The organism is Bacillus sp. FSL K6-1218 (assembly GCF_038006445.1).
Lineage (GTDB): Bacteria > Bacillota > Bacilli > Bacillales > Bacillaceae_G > Bacillus_A > Bacillus_A thuringiensis_S.
The window spans coordinates 340,670-359,936 of sequence record NZ_JBBOVE010000001.1; the positions used below are offsets into that span (position 1 = coordinate 340,670).

Genomic DNA, 19,267 nt, shown 5'->3' on the forward strand with positions numbered 1-19,267 from the left:
TATAGCGCAAAAAGAGAGCTCAAAATGTATTGAGCTCTTACATTTACTTAATTGAAGAAGCAAACTGCTCTACAGTCGTTGTATGGTGTATACGAACGCGCTTCATCTTTAACAATTCATCAGGTTCACCCTTCGTAATGAATTGCCCAGGCTTTGTCGTCGTCGCAAATTGGTAATACTTCTTCGTTTCTGCAACAACCTTATCATCTACATGGCCGAATGGATATGCAATCGCGATAACAGGCTTACCTGTTATTTTTTCTAGCTTTTCTTTTGAACCTTTTAACTCTTCCTCATAGTTTGTAATTTTCGGCAAGTCTGCATGTGTTGCAGTATGAGACTGCACCGAGAAAATGCCGGAATCAACCATTTCTTTTATTTCAGAAGTAGACAATGCTCCTTCTACATCAACGTTATCAACAATCATATATTCTGTTGCTACCGGTTTGAAAGTATCATCTTTTAGCTTTTGTAAAACGCGAAATGCATTCATATTATTTTTCATACCGTCATCAAATGTAACGAAAATCGGCTTATTTACTTTATTTATATCACTCCAGCGTTCAAACGTTAACAGTGTATAACCATTGTCCTTTAAATGTTTCATTTGTGCTTCAAAGTTAGCTGGTGATACGAATAAGTCTTTAATACCTTGACCATGATAATCATCAATTGCGTGATACATAAGAACAGGAACCTTTTGTTCGAAAGTAATAGTAGATTTCGTAAGCGGGATTGTTTTCCCATCTTCTTTCATTCCTGTTGCTTCAATTTGGAATTCACCGCGTTTTCCTTCAAATTCTTTTATATCAAAAGGAAGTGTAAATTGTTTCTCTTTTTCTTTAGAAGAAAAAGATTTAGCACTTTCCTTTCCATCAGCTGTGCGCCAAATTTTATATTGTACTTCATTTAAAGAATCTTTTATGTCTGTAATATGAATACTTGTGTTTGTAGATTCGTGTGTAATTGCATTATATGAGATTTTACCTTGTTTTTGCACAGTCTCTTCTTGTTTCTTAATCCCTTGAGCCGTTTTCTCTTTTTTAGGTTCTGGACTTACATTGTTAGTATTACAGCCTGCTAGAATGGCAGACGTACATAAAGCAATTGCTGCGTATTTTCTCATAAAAATCACCTTCTATTGTGTAGTATGTTGCATATTGACATTAAAATCCCCACCGCTATAAGAGTGGTGGGGATATACCCTTGTTCATCATATCATTTGAAGAAAATGAGGGGAATATGATTTTTAGGAGGCTATTAAGGTAATAGATTAGTGACTTTGAATAGATGTATTTTTTTGTTTCTTATTAGAATTAATAATAATATAACCGACTACAAAGATAAGAGGAATAATAAAGACATAGATAGGCATTCCCCATACATAATAGCTTTTTAGGGTTAAGACTAGTAAATGTAAGAAATCGAAAATTGCGTGGGCTTTCATAATATCCTCCAATGGTTTTTTGAAAATTATAACATTTTAAACTTGTTATTTGTATAATTTGGAAAGTGATTTAAGCTAATTTTAAAGTAAGAAGAAGACTTATTAATATGCAATTTTGCATACGGGTATGGATTCTATTAAAATATAAAGATTTTATACTATAATAAAAACCGCTATAAAACTAAGTAAGGATAATGTATGGAGTGGAGAATAGAAATGAAATATAAAAAAATAATATATATCTTTTTCATATCGCTATTTATAGCTGGTTGTCAAAGTGAAGTGAGTAAAGCAAATAGTGTGGAAGAGTATATTCCATCGCATCTTATGAATGCGGAAGTGACGGCGGATATTATGACACTAGAGATGGAACCAGATACTCTTAAAAAGGTAGGGAGTATTGGTCAAAGAATGAGAGAGCATCTAGCGAGTAATATGGAATGGTATTTAAAATATGTAGAAGAACATGCAGAGAAAAAAAGTTTTCCATATCATCCTAATTTCGGTGTTACAAAAGAAGAGTATGAGTTTGTACTAAATGCAATTGATCAAAGTAAATTGGTTAATACAAAAGATGGAAAGCTGAAATTTAAGAAAAAAAATGATCATGAAGTAGAGATTTTTTCAAGTGAAAGTATAAAGCTCCTTAAATATGTAGTTATTGATACGAAGAAGAATACAGTAAAAACATCTCTAGGGGAATGTGAATATTTTGGAGAAATACTGGCGTCACCAGAACAGAAGTTAACTGGTCCTTGGCACGGAAAACAATGGATGTTAAAAAAAGATGATTTAATATATATATTTTCTTTAGGGAAAATGGAAGCAGAAAATAAATCAATTATTGATATTTCGGTGAAAGGTAATTATAAGGGGGAAATTATTAATAAGGAAGAGGCATTAGAGTTTTCTTCAGTTTCTTAAATGATGATAATAAAAAAATCACCTTGCTGTCTAAGCAAAGGTGATTTTTTATTAAATAAACAATCCAGCGATTGTCGCAGATAAAATAGAAGCAAGTGTTGATGCAAACAGCATTTTCCAACCAAATTTAGAAACAACGCTTCCTTGTTTTTCAGAAAGGGCACGGATTGTACCAACGATTGCACCAATTTGGCTAATACTTGCGAAGCTAATTAAGAATACTGTAACGATTCCAACTGTACGTGGAGCTAATGTTGTAGCTGTGTCTTTTAAATCAAGGATTGCTACAAACTCGTTTAAAACAATCTTCGTACCCATAATACCACCAGCTGGGATAATATCTTGAGTTGGAATACCCATTAAGAATGCGAATGGAGAAAGTACGTAACCGAAGATTTGTTGTAAAGTAACAGCATGTCCCATTGCGCCTGAAGCTGCACTAATTACGTAGTTTACAACTTCCATCACACCGATAAAGGCGATCATTAATGCGGCAACGATACCAGCTACTTTTAAACCATCAAGCGCACCGTTAATCATTGCGCCGATAAAGCTGTCTCCGAATAGAGTTCTATCAAATTTTTGAATCACTTCATCCTCTTTTTTCGTATCAACTGGTGTTAATAACGAACAAACGATTAAGCTTGAGAATAAGTTTAGCGGAAGAGCTGCTAGTACGTATTTTGCATCTAACATCATTACGTATGATGCTGTAACAGAAGCAGAAACGGAGCTCATCGCAGAACAACAAATGATAAACATACGATTTTTATTGAAATGCTGTAAATCGTTTTTAATGACGATTAACGCTTCACTTGAACCGAAGAATACAGAGTTTACTGCGTGGAATGACTCAACGCGTGGCAAACCAGTAATTTTTGAAATTGCACCGCCGACAACACGAACGATGAATGGTAAAACACCTAAATAACTAAAGATTGAAAGTAGTGCTGAGAAAAATACGATAATTAATAATACGTTTAAGAAAAAGACAAAATCTCTGTGAATTCCATTAAAGAGAAAATCGACACCTGTCGTACCAAGTTTAATTAGTTTGTTGAAAACTTTACTAATGAAAATAATGATTTGTTGACCAATCTTTGTAGCAAACATAAACCAACCGATTAAAATTTGGAAACCAATCATAATTGCAATTGCACGGAAGTTGATTTTACTTTTGTTGTTTGACAAAGCAAAACATAAACCTAACACGGCAAGAATACCGATAATGCTCATTACATATTGCATGTAGTTGCCCCTTTCAGAAGTTCGTATAAAGTTTGTACATAAAACGTTCGTTATATTACTAAAAATAAAAGAACGAGGTTTTATGTCATACGTAAGATGTCTGACCTTTTAGAAAAATAAAAATAAAAAAAGACCCATATGGATTCACTTTCATCTATGAGAGAAAGCTAATCAATATGAGTCCTTTTTTACGCATAGGCTAATATTCATTAGTTTTCCCCATAGTCCAGCAATTTAAGGTTGCCGGGTAGAAACTCTCGATCCATATTATCAAGTATATATGAGGTAACATCGTCCGTATTAAATTAGTAGTAGCGTAACATTAACAGAGAAGTATCGTCAATAGCTTTTTTTCTTCCAATAGAAAAAGACCATATAAGTATGATAAAATGTAACGCAGTGTTATGAAAAAGAGAGGTCGGAAAATGAGTACTAAAATGACGCCACCAGTTGAGAAAAACGAGTTTATAGATGTAGTATTTGAAGATTTAACACATGATGGTGCCGGTGTTGCGAAAGTAAAGGGCTATCCTATTTTCGTTAAAAACGGATTACCAGGTGAAGAAGCGCAAATTAAAATTATTAAAGTGAAGAAAAACTTTGCATTTGGTCGTTTAATGAAGCTTCATACAGAAAGTCCATATCGTAAAGATGCAGAGTGCCCGGTATATAACCAGTGCGGCGGTTGTCAGCTTCAGCACTTAACTTATGAAGGACAATTACAGGCGAAAGAAAAGCAAGTACGTGACGTTATGCATCGCATCGGAGGACTAGGCGATGTTCCTGTTCATCCTGTACTTGGTATGAAGAACCCGTGGGTATACCGCAATAAAGCACAAGTACCAATCGGAGAACGTGAAGGTGGGCTTGTAGCTGGTTTCTATCGTCAAGGAACGCATGACATCATTAATATGGAATCATGCTTAATTCAGGCAGAAGAAAACGATACATTAATTCAAGAAGTAAAACGTATTTGTGAAAAGCACGGTATCACTGCGTACAACGAAGAGCGTAACAAAGGAACACTTCGTCACGTAATGGCTCGTTACGGACAAGTAACAGGGGAAATTATGCTTGTCTTCATTACACGTACAGCAGAACTACCAAACAAAAAAGCAATTATTGAAGAAATTGCAGCAAAATTTCCAGAAGTAAAATCGATTGTTCAAAACGTAAATACGAAGCGTACGAATGTAATTTTCGGAGATAAAACGACAGTACTGTACGGATCAGAATATATTTATGACTTTATCGGTGACATTAAATTTGCGATTTCAGCACGTTCATTCTATCAAGTAAACCCAGAACAAACGAAAGTGCTATACGATAAAACGTTAGAATACGCAAAATTAAATGGTAACGAAACTGTAATCGATGCCTATTGCGGAATCGGATCAATCTCGTTATTCCTAGCGCAAAAAGCGAAAAAAGTGTACGGCGTTGAAATCGTCCCAGAAGCAATTGAAGACGCAAACCGAAATGCAGCACTAAACAACATGACAAACGCTGAATTTGGCGTAGGAGAAGCAGAAGTAGTCATTCCAAAATGGTACAAAGAAGGCGTAATTGCTGACACAATGGTCGTAGACCCACCGCGTAAAGGCTGTGACGAAGCATTACTAAACACAATCATTGACATGAAGCCAAACCGCGTCGTATACGTATCATGTAACCCAGCAACATTAGCGCGTGACTTAAAAGTATTAGAAGAAGGCGGATATAAAACACAGGAAGTACAACCTGTTGATATGTTCCCGCATACGACTCATGTGGAGTGTGTAGCTTGGCTTAAGTTAGTATAATAGGAAAGCAGTTGATATAGAAAAAATCTATACCACCTGCTTTTTGGTTTACAAAAATACCATTCATAAGCGATTTTAGTTAAAATAAATATTGCTGATTTTCACAAATTATAAATTGAGATTTTGAAATTGTATTCTTAGTGAGAGGATTTGAATTTGAAATGATAGATAATTTTTGGCGTGAATTACCACGACCATTTTTCGTACTTGCACCAATGGAAGATGTGACAGACGTTGTTTTCCGTCACGTAGTAAGTGAAGCAGGTCGTCCGGACGTATTCTTCACAGAGTTTACAAACTCGGATAGCTATTGCCATCCAGAAGGTATGAAAAGTGTACGTGGCCGTTTGATTTTTACAGAAGATGAACAACCGATGGTAGCACATATTTGGGGAGATAATCCTGAATACTTCCGTCAAATGAGTATCGGTATGGCAGAGCTAGGATTTAAAGGTATCGATATTAACATGGGTTGCCCAGTTCCGAACGTTGCATCAAGAGGAAAAGGTAGTGGCCTTATTCTACGTCCAGACGTTGCAGCAGAACTTATCCAAGCAGCAAAAGCGGGCGGACTACCTGTCAGCGTAAAAACAAGACTTGGCTTTAAAGAGTTAAGCGAGTGGGAAGATTGGTTAACGCACATTTTCAAACAAGATATTGCAAACCTTTCTATTCATTTACGCACAAGAGAAGAAATGAGCCAAGTAGATGCGCATTGGGAATTAATTCCGGAAATTAAAAAATTACGTGACCGTATCGCACCAAATACGTTAATAACAATCAATGGAGACATCCTTGATCGTAAAATGGGACTGGAACTTGCTGAAAAATACGGCATTGATGGCGTAATGATCGGACGAGGCATCTTCAAAAATCCATTTGCGTTTGAAAAAGAGCCAAGAGAGCATAGCAGTAAAGAGCATCTAGATCTTTTAAGACTACAACTTGATTTACAAGATCAATATGCAGAAGTACTGCCACGCTCAATCACAGGGCTTCACCGCTTCTTCAAAATTTATGTGAAGGGCTTCCCAGGAGCTGCTGAATTGAGAAATCAATTGATGAGTACGAAGTCGACTGATGAGGTGCGTGCTTTGTTGGATAGGTTTGAGGATAGTGTTGGTGTGGCTCAGGATAGTGAGACGGTTTAACTTTTAAGCAGTTAAATCATTTCATATGTAGTGTATGACATGAGTGAGTTGAAAATAAGCGTAGAGCTGGAAAAGAACAGTGTATTTGAGAAATCAAAGCACTGTTTTTTTCTTTTAGTTAATGTTAAGAGAGAAATCTTTTTAAAGGCATATAAAAAACACGTAAGAGCTCTGTAGATACAATGATAGAGAAAAGTTCGGGTAAGACTATAAAACATATCTTTAAAATGTTAAAGTATTAATTTAGCGGACAATAACTAAAAGGTTAGATTTAAACATGATAATTTAAAGCACGTTATAGGATAAACTTTAACTGCTGAATAAATAATCAACATTTCAGGAGGAAACCCAATGGCAATGAGCAACAACGATATATTAAAAAGAGTAAGATACGCTTTAGATATAAAAGATATAGATATGGTAGAAATCTTTAAACTTGGCGGGATGGAAGTAACGAAAGAAGACGTAGTTGATATGCTTACAAAAATAAAGAGGGCTCCTCAGCATGAAGCTGAAAATGATGAGGTAGCTGAAGATGAGTACGTATTAACATGCGATATGATGATGTTAGAGGCATTTTTAAATGGATTTATTACTTTAAAAAGAGGAAAGCAAGATCCGAAACCAGGGCAGCCTGCACCTGTACAGAGCAAGGAGAGTGCCAATAACCTTCTTCTAAAGAAAATGAAAATCGCACTATCTTTAACGAGTGAGGATGTACTTGATATATTAGATAGCGTAGGCGTTACGGTAACAAAAGGAGAGTTAGGCGCTCTATTAAGAAAAAAAGGTCATAAAAATTACAAAGAGTGCGGCGATAGATACGCAAGGAATTTCATTAAGGGATTAGGTGTAAAGTATAGAGGATAATGAGTTCGTTAAAGCAGTAAATGATATAATAGGTAGAGTAGGACGTTCGTATCCTACTCTTTTTTATTTGTAAAAATACTATGCTAGGTGATGAAATGGTACATACATATTTAGGTGAGACAATTAATTTTCATATAACTTATAAGAAGAAAAAGTCCGTGCGTCTTTTTGTGGATTCGTATGGAAATGTGGAAGTGCAGGCTCCGAAAGGGACACCTGTTGAATACTTAGTCCAGTTGCTAGAGGAAAAGTGGGATTGGATTCAGACAACTCGTAAGGAAATGGCGGAGCGAGCGCGTGGACCACAGGAAAAGGATTACGATCAAGGAGAAGGCTTTTTGTATTTAGGGAATACGTATCCGATACAGATTTCCCAAGATGCAAGCATTGAGCAAGACAATGCGATTTTTGAAGGGGATAAGTTACATATTTATGTAAAAGAGCTAAAGGATGAGAAAATACAGCAAGCTTTAAAACGATTTTACTATAAGCAGTGTAAATCTTTAGTAGAGAAGAGTATTAAAGCGCATCAAAGTAATTTCAAAACAAAACCACGTTCTATTCGTATTACAGATAGTAGTCGTACTTGGGGTACTTGCGATTCGAATTTACAACTAACATTCAATTGGAAGCTAGCAATGGCACCACAGCGAGTAATTGACTATGTAGTCGTTCATGAAATGTGTCATATGGTTCATTTAAATCATGATCGTTCTTTTTGGCGGCTTGTCGGGAAGATAATGCCTGATTATAAAGAAATGGAGAACTGGTTAGCTTTATCTAGTTGGAAGATGACGGTTTAGGAAGGGATATCGATTTTTGTCTGTAAATCGATATTTCTTGTCGAATCGTTGATATATTGTGAGTTTTGATAGATATATTTTAAAAATCGTTGATATATTGTAAGTTATGATAGATATATTCGAAAAATCGTTGATATAATTTCATTTACTACAGGATTGTTCAACAAATCGAAAAGAGGAGATGTCACAAGGGACATCTCCTCTTTTCGAGTATATAGATTATCGTCCAAACTTCACAACAAATTCTTCATCAACTTTCTCCATCTCATACCCACGATACCCCTCCGAAAGCAAAGCCTGCTGTCCACTAGCATCACTCATTAGAATACTTTGAACATCCGTCAAATCGCTTTCTTTATCTCCGCGCAATTCCTTCACAAAAACATACCGCAGACTACCACCATACTTCTCCTTCAGCGCAGCAATCTCCATCCCTTGCGCAAATTTATCCTTCAAACTTGGAATGTTAAAAGGTGCTACGGTGCAGCAGACATAATCGTATTTGCTATCTTCTTTTTGCAATTCGTCCATAATGACCATCGCTAATATTTTTTGTATGCCATTTCCTCGACAGTTCGGATGAACGTTTGAGATTTCTTGATAGATGACGCGGTGTAGTTCACTTTCTGGCAAACCAATATCAAGCCCTAAATGTTCATCATCGATAGGCGGGACGAGTAGAGCGCGAAATGCGATGAGTTCGTTTTCGATAAAAGCACCGATCATCATGCCGTTTCCTTCTAGAATGTATTGAAATTCTTCTTGTGAGAGTGGTTGTAAACGACTTTTATCTTCTAGTGCTTCAACTACAATGTTTTGTAGTGATAAGGTTTGCTCGATGTGCTCTAGTGATAGTAATGTAACGTGAAATGGATTGTTATTTTGTTTTAATGTTCCTTTGTATAGAACTGTCATATGATAGTCCTCCTTTAGCGTACAACGTCTTGAAAGACGGTTAGTTCTTGTAGTGTATCTTCGTTTATTTCAATGCCGAGTCCGGGCTTTTCGTTTAAGCGAATGAATGGTACATCGTAATGTAAGTTTCCAATGTCTTTCGTGAATTTTAATGGTCCTGTTAGCTCTACGCTCGTAATGATTTTCTTTGAGAAAGCGAAATGGAATCCTGCGGAAGAGGCAACAGATGATTCGACCATTGATCCCACTTGGCATTCAATGCCGGCCATTTCAGCTTGATGAGCGAGCTTTACAGCTGGATATATGCCACCGCATTTCATTAGTTTTATATTCACTTTATCAGCAGCTTCTAATTTAATAATTTGGCGCATTTCACGAGAACTTTTTAGTCCTTCATCAATCATAAGCGGTAGGTCTGTTTTAGAACGGATATGAGCCATTGCATCAATATCGTCCGCGATAACAGGTTGTTCAATCCAGTCAATGTTTAAATGTCCTAATGAACGCAGTGCTGTTAATGTGTTCGCGCTATTTTTCCAGCCTTGGTTTACATCAACGCGAATAGCGATGTCATTTCCTACACGTTCACGTACAGCTTCAATACGTTTCACATCTTCTTTTACATTCGTACCAACTTTCATTTTGAAAGATTGGTAACCTTTTTGAATCATAGAAGCAGCTTCTTCAGCCATGTCTTCTGGATTGGCAATACTTAAAACGTGAGTGATAGGGAATTCTTCATGGTAGCGCCCGCCAATTAATTGATATACAGGTTGATTTAGTTTTTTGCCCATTATATCAAAACAAGCAATATCAATTGCGGCTTTCGCTGTTGGAACACCGTAAATTGTATTGTCCATCATGTCGTGTATTTTTTCGATATTCATTGGATTTTTCCCGATTAGAGCAGGGGTTAGCGTATGTTTTAAAGTATGGAAAGTACTTTCCCATGATTCACCTGTGACATGATCATCAGCAACGCCTTCACCGTAACCGATAATACCTTCATCTGTTTCCATTTTGACGATAATAGAGGGCATATCAGAATAAGAGCCATAACTAATAACAAACGGATTGCGAAGCGGTAAACGAATTGCGTAAAGATGAATAGCTGTAATTTTCATTGAATAGAAACCCCTTCCTGTTTACAATAGTTTTGTACATTTGATATAGTTGACGTTAAATAGTCGTTAATTAATGATAAGGAGTTAGAGAAAATGATGATAAAAATTGCAGTTGTCGGTTCAAAGGAATTTATGGACAACCTTTTTCCTATTGCTCAAAAATTAGAGGGAATAGAAATTGATCCATATATTTACCTTCATCCGGCGGAATCTTCTGAACTATTAAAGTGTCTAAAGCCTTGTGATGTCATCTTTTTCTCAGGTGCTTTACCTTATTATATGGCAAAAGAAATAAGAGAACAATTACGAATTCCAAGTACATACTTACAGCAAGACGAGACAACTGTCGCATCTTCCATTCTTTCTATCATGTATCATCAAAGTATTCAACCACATAACATTTCCATCGATTTAGTAGACCGCTCGTTTATTACAAATGTGTTCCATGATATTGGTATAAAAGAAAGTCCGCAAGTGTTGGATTATGAAAATATGCTGTGGAGTAAAGATGAGATAAATAGAGTTATCGATTTTCATGTAGCTAAATATCAATCTGGAGAAGCTCATTTAGCTTTAACTAGTATTCACACTGTTTACGACGAGCTTCAAAAAATAGGTGTTCCTTCAGAGCGCATGATTGATCCAACACAATCCATTATACATGGGCTAAAAGATGCAAAAATAAAAGCTGAGTTAGCAAAAAGCTATTCAGCTACTGTTGGTGCTTGTATAATTTCTTCCTTAGAATTACGAGCGAGTTTGCTTGAAAAACTAGATGTCATTTCAAAAGAACTACGTGGTTCATTTAAACAAGTGGATGAAATGACATGCATTTTGTATACAACTCGTGGTGATATCGAATCAATTATTAAAACAAATGCGATAGATAACTTGTTTGCGAGCGTAGAAGGAACGATAGCTATTGGATTTGGTTATGGGAAAACCGTGAAAGAAGCGGAGCAAAATGCAAAAATTGCTCAAAGTTTTGCAAAGAACAATCCAATAGATCGTTGTTTTTATATACTAACAAGTGATAAAGATTTGTTTGGTCCGTTCCCGAAAGAACAGAGAGTACAAAGTTTGAAAAATGATAATCCGGAACTAATGAAAATAGCGAAGGAAACAAAGCTTAGTCCGGCCAACTTGTCAAAAATCATTCAATTTAGTCAATCGCACCCGTCATTGAAGTTTACAGCAGCTGACCTTTCTGAGTACTTACAAGTGACTCGAAGATCGACAGAAAGGTTGTTAAAGAAATTAGTTGATTACGGGTATGCTCATATTTGCGGCGAGGAAATGCCCTATCAACAAGGGCGACCTCGCGCACTATATGAACTGAATTTACCGCTATTTTTAAGCTTCTAGTTGAGCTTTTTGTTTCTTTAGTAGTTCTGCTTTTTCAATGTCTGATAGTTTTACAATTGTGAAGCCTGTTATACCATAAATGATTGAGATAATAGGTACGATGAAATTCAAAATAGCATAAGGAGCATATTCAAATGCACCTACGCCAAGTGTTGCGAGAATAAATACACCGCACGTATTCCAAGGAACGAAGACAGAAGTTAATGTTCCACCATCTTCTAATGCTCTGGATAAGTTTTTTGAATGTAGTCCTTTTTCCGTGTATGCATTTGCGTACATTCTTGAAGGGACAACAATTGAAATATATTGTTCAGAGCAAGTAAGGTTTGTTGCAAAACAAGATGCGATAGTAGAAGCGATAAGCCCTTTTGCTGATTTCGCTAACTTTAAAATTTGATTTACAATTGAGCGAAGAATACCTGTATGTTCTAATACTCCTCCGAAAGTCATAGCGACAATTGTCATAGAGACTGTATTCATCATCGAATCTAAGCCACCGCGGTTAAATAGTTCGTCTACTAGCTTGTTTCCAGTGTCTATAACAAATCCAGCTTGGAGTGCACCGACAGATGCTGAGACAGAACCACCTTGAATAAAGACTTGTGATAAGAATCCTAAAATAATACCGACGAGAATCGCTGGTATAGCAGGGACTTTTTTAGCGACCAATACCATAACGACTACGGGTATAATGAGTAGGAAAGGCGAGATAACAAAGTTTTGTTGCAATACTTGTAACGTTTGATCGATGCTCTTCGCATCAATATTGTTAGCGCCGAAGCTTTTTCCTAAGACTGCGTAGACGATAAGAGTAATAATTAAACCTGGAACTGTAGTAAATAACATATGACGAATGTGTGCGAATAAATCTGTATTTGTTAATCCTGCGGCTAAGTTAGTTGTGTCTGAAAGCGGTGACATTTTATCGCCAAAATAAGAGCCTGAAATAATGGCACCAGCAACCATTGGAGCTGGAATTCCCATACTTAGGCCAATTCCCATTCCAGCAACACCAATTGTGCCCATTGTAGACCAAGAGCTACCAATTGCTAATGCTACGATAGAACAAATGACGGTAATGGAAACTAAAAATAGTGATGGAGTTAAAAGTTTTAAACCGTAATAAATCATCGTTGCGACGATTCCACCGCCAATCCAAGCACCAATTGTTAAGCCAACAAGAATAATAATGACGATAGCGGGTAATGCAAGACGAATCCCTTTATACATTGCTTCTTCAAGATCATTCCATTTGTAACCGTAACGCCAAGCGACAATAGAAGCAACGGTTGTACCAATAATAAGTGGAACGTGAGGGGTTTGTTTTAATACAACAATTGTAACCATCATAACTGCAACGGTAATGATAATAGGGATAATCGCTATTCCAAAAGGTATTTCTTTTTTCATAAAGTTCCTCCTTGTTACGTATGTTTGTTTGTATTTTTAGAATTGTCGTAAAATAGACGTTTATTAGGTTATGATAACTAAAAGTTTATGTAAGCGTCAACATAAAAAACAGAAAATAAGGAATGTTCTAGTTGTTTGTTTAGTTTGTAATATAGGTGAGTAGTAAGCTTTTTAAGTATTTAAAAATAAATAATTGACTTTTTTCTTAAAATTCAATATGTTCATAAAAACATCTGTTTTTCATAAGTATAATTAACCCGAATCGTTTGTAATGTGGGAAGGAGACTGGAACGTTGAAAACATTAGAACTACAAGAGCGCTTAACGGAGATTTTTCAGCATTTACACGAAAACCCTGAAGTAAGTTGGAAAGAATATGAAACGACAGCGTATATTACTGACTTTTTAAAAGAAGAAGGAATTTCATATAGAACATTTGATGATTGTCCAGGTGTAATTGCTGAGATTGGAGGCGGGAATCCAGTTATTGCGATTCGTGCTGATATGGATGCACTTTGGCAAGAAGTAAATGGAGAATTTAAAGCGAACCATTCATGTGGCCATGATGCTCATATGACCATTGTAATGGGACTTATTTTACAATTGAAAAATATGAGATGGAAAAGTGGTACGGTTAGATTTATTTTTCAGCCAGCAGAAGAGAAGGGTAATGGTGCTTTGAAGATGGTGGAGAAAGGTGCTGTAGATGATGCTGATTTCTTATTTGGCGTCCATCTAAGACCAATTGAAGAACTATCTTTGAAACAAGCAGCCCCATCTATTCGTCATGGAGCAGCAGGATTTTTAGAGGGTATGATTCATGGGGAGGATGCACACGGGGCAAGACCACATCAAGGTGTGAATGCAATTGATGTCATTTCCATGATTAATATCGGTTTGAAAAATATTTGGCTGCCACCGCAAAGTTCCTATTCAGTAAAAATGACGAGATGCCAAGCTGGTGGTGATAATTTAAATATTATTCCGGGAAATGGTCATTTCAGTTTAGATGTAAGAGCAGAGAGTAATATACTATTAGAAGAATTAAAGAAAAAGATTGAGCATGTAATAGAATCAGCTGCATCGATGGGATCAAAAACTTCATACGAATGGATGGATCTTGCACCAGGAGCGGAGGTTTCCGAAGAAGCAGAGCGCTTTATGCGTAAAGGTATTCTCGAAGTGTATGGGGAAGAGAGATGTACGGGACCGCTCTATACGACGGGAAGCGATGATTTCCATTACTATACAGTGAAAAGACCACATTTAAAAGCTGTCATGCTTGGACTAGGAGCAGACCTACAACCTGGATTACACCATCCGTATATGAGATTTGATCATAGTTGTATTATGGATGGGGTAGAAATATTGAAACAAACTGTATTGAAAGTATTAGAAGACAGGGGCTAGAGAGCTCCTGTTTTTTTGTCGTGAATTGTCGGTAAATCGATATATTTGAAAAATCGTTGATATATTTTGAGTTATGATAGATATATTGAGAAAATCGTTGATATATTTGAAGTTACGATAGATATATTAAGAAAATCGTTAATATAATTTCACGTACCTATTAATTTGATAAAAAATGAGCCTCCAGTACATGGTGTATAATAATAAGTACCATTTTTTAATAGGAGAAAACGAATGAACGAACAATATTACGATGCAGTTTTACATATAAAAACAGTCGGTGAGCAAAAAGGGTTTAACAAGTCTATGCATTATCACCGCTATGAACCGACGCCGTATAGCGGGTTAGATGAGTTATTGAATCAATATGAAATACGAAGTAGCGACCGAATTGTAGACTTTGGGTGCGGAAAAGGGCGATTAAACTTTTATATGCATCATAAATGTGGTGCATCAGCAGTTGGAATTGAAATGAATGAAGAGTTTTATAAAGAAGCGATGGATAATCGAGATCGTTATGCCCGAAAGGCACGAAACAGTAAGGGGAAAATTCAATTCCAATGTTGTTTAGCGCAGGAATATGAGGTTGATCCACGCGATAACCGTTTTTATTTCTTTAATCCATTTTCTGTACAAGTGTTTATGAATGTAGTAAATAACATTTTGCTTTCAGTAGAAGAAACGGGGAGAGAAGTGGATATTATTTTATATTATCCTTCTGAGGACTATATTTTCTTCTTAGAAAATCAGACTGCGTTTAAGCTGAAGAAAGAAGTAAGGTTGCCTGGGGCTTATGAGAAGAATGGGAATGAGAGGTTTTTAGTTTATACATTAGGGTAATAAAAAACAGGTGCCAAGGCACCTGTTTTTTATTAGTTACGGATTAAGTAATCAAATGCACCTAAAGCTGCGTTTGCACCTGAACCCATAGAGATGATGATTTGTTTGTACGGATTATTTGTACAGTCACCTGCAGCAAACACTCCTGGTACGTTTGTAGCGCCGTGCTTGTCTGTTACGATTTCACCGCGAGCGCGTTCAACTGTTTCGCCTAACCAGTCTGTGTTTGGCACAAGACCGATTTGTACGAATACACCCTGTAATTCAACGTGATGAACTTCTTCAGTTTCACGATCGATGTAAGAAATACCGTTTACTTTATCAGTACCAGTGATTTCTTTCGTTTGAACGTTTTTCAGAACAGTTACGTTTGGTAAGCTGTTAAGACGCTCTTGTAATACAGCATCAGCTTTTAATTCTGGCATGAATTCAAGAACAGTTACGTGCTTAACGATACCTGCTAAGTCGATAGCTGCTTCAATACCAGAGTTACCTCCGCCGATAACTGCTACGTCTTTTCCAGTAAATAATGGACCGTCACAGTGTGGGCAGTATGCTACACCTTTATTTTTGAACTCAGCTTCACCCGGTACGCCAACGTTACGCCAGCGAGCACCTGTAGAAACGATTACGCTCTTACTTTTCAGAATAGCGCCGTTTTCAAGTTCCACTTCAATAAGTTCTTTTTTCTCTAAACGTTTTGCACGTTGTAGATTCATTACATCGATGTCGTATTCTTTTACGTGCTCTTCAAGGCTTGCTACTAGCTTAGGACCTTCAGTCTTTTTTACGCTGATGAAGTTCTCAATGCCCATAGTATCCATTACTTGACCACCGAAGCGCTCAGCAACGATACCAGTGCGGATGCCTTTACGTGCTGCGTAAATTGCTGCACTTGCACCAGCAGGGCCGCCACCAACAACAAGAACATCGTATGGATCTTTATCAGAAAGCTCTGATGCATCTGGACCGTTACCCATTTTAGCTAAAATTTCTTCAAGTGTCATACGACCGCTTCCGAAAGATTCGCCGTTTAGGTAAACTGTTGGTACTGCCATGATGTCTTTGCTTTCGACTTCCTCTTTGAATGCAGCGCCATCAATCATAGTATGTGTAATACTAGAGTTTAGAACGCTCATTACGTTAAGAGCTTGTACAACATCAGGACAGTTATGACAACTTAGGCTGATATAAGATTCAAAATGATATTCGCCTTGAATGTTTTTAATTTGATCGATTAATTTTTGTTCAATTTTTGGAGCGCGTCCACTTACTTGTAGTAAAGCTAACACTAGTGATGTAAATTCGTGTCCTAATGGAATACCAGCGAATACGACACCAGTGTCTTCACCAGGGCGGTTTACGCTAAAGCTTGGTGTTCTCTCTAATTCAACTTTTTCTACTGTAATCTTAGATGACATAGTAGCTAATTCGTCTACTAGAGATAACATATCTTTAGATACGTTATCGTCTCCTGCGCTTACTTTAAGTAAAATATCGTTCTCCATTAACTGAAGGTATTGGGATAGTTGTGTTTTTATATCTGCATCTAGTATCATTTTGATCGAACTCCTTAGATTTTGCCTACAAGGTCAAGGCTTGGTTTAAGTGTTGCAGAACCCTCTTGCCATTTAGCTGGGCAAACTTCACCTGGGTTGTTACGTACGTATTGAGCAGCTTTAATTTTGTTAACAAGAATGCTTGCGTCACGGCCGATACCGTCAGCATTGATTTCCATAGATTGGATAACGCCGTCTGGATCGATGATGAATGTACCACGAGCAGCAAGACCTTCTTCTTCCATTAAAACGTTGAAGTTTGTAGTGATTGTGCGAGTTGGGTCACCAATCATGATGTACTCGATTTTGCCGATAGTTTCTGAGCTATCATGCCATGCTTTGTGAGTGAAGTGAGTGTCTGTAGATACAGAGTATACTTCAACGCCTAAGTCTTTTAGAGTTGCATATTGGTTTTGTAAGTCTTCAAGTTCAGTTGGGCAAACGAATGTGAAGTCAGCTGGGTAGAAACAAACTACACTCCATTTTCCTTTTAAACTTTCGTCAGTAACTTGGATAAATTCTCCATTATGGTAAGCATTAGCTTTAAACGGTTTTACTTCTGTGCCGATTAATAACATGTTAAAATTCCTCCTAAATGTTGGTTTTGAGCATCAAAAAATAGTGTGCTCATAAAATATATTTTTTAATTAACTATAATAATTCTAATTCGATATTAATTATCATATAGAAGTGGTTATTTTGTCAAGAGAATAAACCAACTTTATACCAATTTAATTAATATTTATTCTCAATTAAGACTAACAGGGAATTGAAAGGTAACTTTAAGTTTATAAATTTTCAATGATTGTTTGAAAGAGTAGTGTGTATGTTAGAGATATGGTGTAAGTATAAGTTCTTAGGAAGGAAATATTTCTTAGAAGTTATTTATTTGAAAAGGAACTGCTTACTTCTATTTTACAAAGAATTTTGTGATAAATAAAATAAAATGAATCGGAAATTTTTTGAACAATTTTTGTCATCTCAAATATATAATTAGGAAGTATATTACGATGATAGTTAGAAACATTGACTCAAAGTGCTAACAAGATATAATAAAACCTAGATATACCTTTCAAAAAGAAGAATACATATTTATAGGATGAAAAAATTCAACCTATTATTTTTTATAGCTTTTAGAAAACGCTTACAATTAGTGTGGAGGGGAAACCATGTCTAAGTTCACGAAGTATTTTTTAATGGAAGCTAAAGATGTGATTGCATATGTGAAAGAGAAATTATCTAAGTTTGAAAATGCAAAGGGGTTACAGTGTAAAGAAATAGGTGATGGCAATTTAAATTATGTGTTCCGCGTTTGGGATGAAAAAGAGACCATGTCTGTCATCGTAAAGCAAGCTGGGGATACAGCTCGCATTTCAGAGGAGTTTAAGTTGTCGACGAATCGTATTCGTATAGAATCAGATGTTTTGCAGTTAGAGGAGGAGTTAGCACCTGGACTTGTTCCTAAGGTGTATTTATTTGATAGTGTGATGAATTGTTGCGTAATGGAAGATTTATCGGATCACACAATATTACGTACAGCACTTATAAATCATCAAATATTTCCGAGGCTTGCGGATGATTTAACTACTTTTATGGTAAATACACTTTTATTAACATCGGATGTTGTAATGAATCATAAAGAGAAGAAGGAACTTGTGAAGAATTATATAAATCCTGAATTATGTGAGATTACAGAGGACCTCGTATATTCAGAACCATTTACCAATCATAATAAGCGTAATGAGTTATTTCCGTTAAATGAGGGATGGATTAGGGAACATATTTATAGTGATAAAGAGCTTCGTATGGAAGTAGCGAAACGTAAATTTTCTTTTCTGACGAATGCACAGGCATTACTTCATGGTGATTTACATACTGGTTCTGTTTTTGTAAGAGATGATTCTACAAAGGTTATTGATCCTGAGTTTGCTTTTTATGGACCTATGGGATATGACGTTGGGAATGTAATGGCGAATTTAATGTTTGCTTGGGTGAATGCAGATGCAACGATGCCACCTGGAGCTGAGAAAGATACGTATATGGATTGGTTACAAACTACGATGGTAGAGATAATTGATTTATTTAAGAAGAAGTTTTTAGATGCTTGGGATATTCATGTGACCGAGATTATGGCGAAAGAAGAAGGCTTTAGCGAAGTCTATTTGCAATCTGTATTAGAGGATACGGCTGCAGTGACAGGTCTGGAATTAATTCGCCGTATTGTTGGATTAGCGAAAGTAAAAGATATTACTTGTATTGAGAATGAGGAAGCACGTGCTAGAGCGGAGCAAATTTGTCTTCAAGTAGCGAAGCATTTTATTTTACGAGCGAATCAATATAGAACGGGTACAAGTTTTGTAGAAACGTTAAAAGAACAGTCAACGCACTACGCGAAGTAAG

General features: G+C 36.4%; 16 protein-coding genes and 1 riboswitch. Of the genes, 9 read left to right on the top strand and 7 right to left on the bottom strand.

Annotated features, from left to right (window positions below):
- Positions 1 to 43: 43 nt before the first annotated feature.
- A complete protein-coding gene (locus tag MHI26_RS01845) occupies positions 44 to 1,126 on the bottom strand; it encodes a polysaccharide deacetylase family protein (RefSeq protein ID WP_061666177.1) in 1,083 nt (360 codons plus the stop codon).
- Between the two features lie 537 nt (positions 1,127 to 1,663).
- Here MHI26_RS01845 and MHI26_RS01850 point away from each other — a divergent pair.
- Positions 1,664 to 2,371 (top strand): hypothetical protein, encoded by a 708-nt coding sequence (locus MHI26_RS01850; RefSeq protein ID WP_061666178.1) that lies wholly within the window; start codon positions 1,664 to 1,666, stop codon positions 2,369 to 2,371.
- Positions 2,372 to 2,422: 51 nt separating this feature from the next.
- Here MHI26_RS01850 and MHI26_RS01855 read toward each other — a convergent pair whose 3' ends face one another.
- The gene (locus tag MHI26_RS01855) at positions 2,423 to 3,619 is read right to left on the bottom strand and encodes a NupC/NupG family nucleoside CNT transporter (RefSeq protein ID WP_001200491.1); all 1,197 of its coding nucleotides are present in this window, start codon (positions 3,617 to 3,619) and stop codon (positions 2,423 to 2,425) included.
- Positions 3,620 to 3,821: 202 nt separating this feature from the next.
- Positions 3,822 to 3,923, bottom strand: a riboswitch (purine riboswitch).
- Between the two features lie 121 nt (positions 3,924 to 4,044).
- On the opposite strand from MHI26_RS01855, the gene rlmD reads away from it, so the two are divergent.
- From rlmD to MHI26_RS01875, 4 genes are all read left to right on the top strand, one after another.
- A complete protein-coding gene (gene rlmD, locus MHI26_RS01860) occupies positions 4,045 to 5,421 on the top strand; it encodes a 23S rRNA (uracil(1939)-C(5))-methyltransferase RlmD (RefSeq protein ID WP_061666179.1) in 1,377 nt (458 codons plus the stop codon).
- 161 nt (positions 5,422 to 5,582) lie between these two features.
- Positions 5,583 to 6,572, top strand: coding sequence for a tRNA dihydrouridine synthase (locus MHI26_RS01865; RefSeq protein ID WP_016083712.1), 990 nt, complete (start codon positions 5,583 to 5,585; stop codon positions 6,570 to 6,572).
- A gap of 351 nt (positions 6,573 to 6,923) precedes the next feature.
- Positions 6,924 to 7,442 (top strand): YehS family protein, encoded by a 519-nt coding sequence (locus tag MHI26_RS01870; protein ID WP_001251704.1) that lies wholly within the window; start codon positions 6,924 to 6,926, stop codon positions 7,440 to 7,442.
- A 95-nt stretch (positions 7,443 to 7,537) separates the two neighbouring features.
- On the top strand, positions 7,538 to 8,245 hold the full coding sequence (locus MHI26_RS01875; protein WP_000233759.1) for a M48 family metallopeptidase: 708 nt from the start codon (positions 7,538 to 7,540) through the stop codon (positions 8,243 to 8,245).
- Between the two features lie 219 nt (positions 8,246 to 8,464).
- Here the strand turns inward: MHI26_RS01875 and MHI26_RS01880 are convergent, their stop codons facing one another.
- Both MHI26_RS01880 and MHI26_RS01885 read right to left on the bottom strand, forming a co-directional pair.
- On the bottom strand, positions 8,465 to 9,160 hold the full coding sequence (locus tag MHI26_RS01880; RefSeq protein ID WP_061666180.1) for a GNAT family N-acetyltransferase: 696 nt from the start codon (positions 9,158 to 9,160) through the stop codon (positions 8,465 to 8,467).
- 14 nt (positions 9,161 to 9,174) lie between these two features.
- A complete protein-coding gene (locus tag MHI26_RS01885) occupies positions 9,175 to 10,284 on the bottom strand; it encodes a mandelate racemase/muconate lactonizing enzyme family protein (RefSeq protein WP_061666181.1) in 1,110 nt (369 codons plus the stop codon).
- A gap of 93 nt (positions 10,285 to 10,377) precedes the next feature.
- Here MHI26_RS01885 and MHI26_RS01890 point away from each other — a divergent pair, with 93 nt between their 5' ends.
- Complete coding sequence (locus tag MHI26_RS01890; protein WP_061666182.1) at positions 10,378 to 11,649, top strand: hypothetical protein; 1,272 nt, start codon at positions 10,378 to 10,380, stop codon at positions 11,647 to 11,649.
- On the opposite strand, the gene nhaC is transcribed toward MHI26_RS01890, so the two are convergent.
- Positions 11,638 to 13,059: a Na+/H+ antiporter NhaC gene (nhaC, locus tag MHI26_RS01895; protein WP_000711522.1), complete on the bottom strand. Its 1,422-nt coding sequence runs from the start codon at positions 13,057 to 13,059 to the stop codon at positions 11,638 to 11,640. The two genes, MHI26_RS01890 and nhaC, sit on opposite strands and share 12 nt — an antisense overlap.
- Positions 13,060 to 13,352: 293 nt before the next feature.
- Between nhaC and MHI26_RS01900 the strand changes: the two genes are divergently transcribed.
- Both MHI26_RS01900 and MHI26_RS01905 read left to right on the top strand, forming a co-directional pair.
- Positions 13,353 to 14,468 carry a M20 peptidase aminoacylase family protein gene (locus MHI26_RS01900; RefSeq protein WP_000853516.1) on the top strand — a complete coding sequence of 372 codons (1,116 nt, stop codon included), beginning with the start codon at positions 13,353 to 13,355 and terminating at the stop codon, positions 14,466 to 14,468.
- Between the two features lie 234 nt (positions 14,469 to 14,702).
- Entirely contained in the window at positions 14,703 to 15,308 is a 606-nt protein-coding gene (locus MHI26_RS01905; RefSeq protein WP_061666183.1) for an SAM-dependent methyltransferase, read from the top strand.
- Between the two features lie 32 nt (positions 15,309 to 15,340).
- On the opposite strand, the gene ahpF is transcribed toward MHI26_RS01905, so the two are convergent.
- On the bottom strand, positions 15,341 to 16,867 hold the full coding sequence (ahpF, locus tag MHI26_RS01910; protein WP_000599512.1) for an alkyl hydroperoxide reductase subunit F: 1,527 nt from the start codon (positions 16,865 to 16,867) through the stop codon (positions 15,341 to 15,343).
- Between the two features lie 14 nt (positions 16,868 to 16,881).
- Positions 16,882 to 17,445: an alkyl hydroperoxide reductase subunit C gene (gene ahpC / locus MHI26_RS01915; protein WP_000924420.1), complete on the bottom strand. Its 564-nt coding sequence runs from the start codon at positions 17,443 to 17,445 to the stop codon at positions 16,882 to 16,884.
- Between the two features lie 591 nt (positions 17,446 to 18,036).
- On the opposite strand from ahpC, the gene mtnK reads away from it, so the two are divergent.
- Positions 18,037 to 19,266, top strand: a complete 1,230-nt coding sequence (mtnK, locus tag MHI26_RS01920; protein WP_061666184.1) for an S-methyl-5-thioribose kinase — start codon at positions 18,037 to 18,039, stop codon at positions 19,264 to 19,266.
- Position 19,267 lies beyond the last annotated feature (1 nt).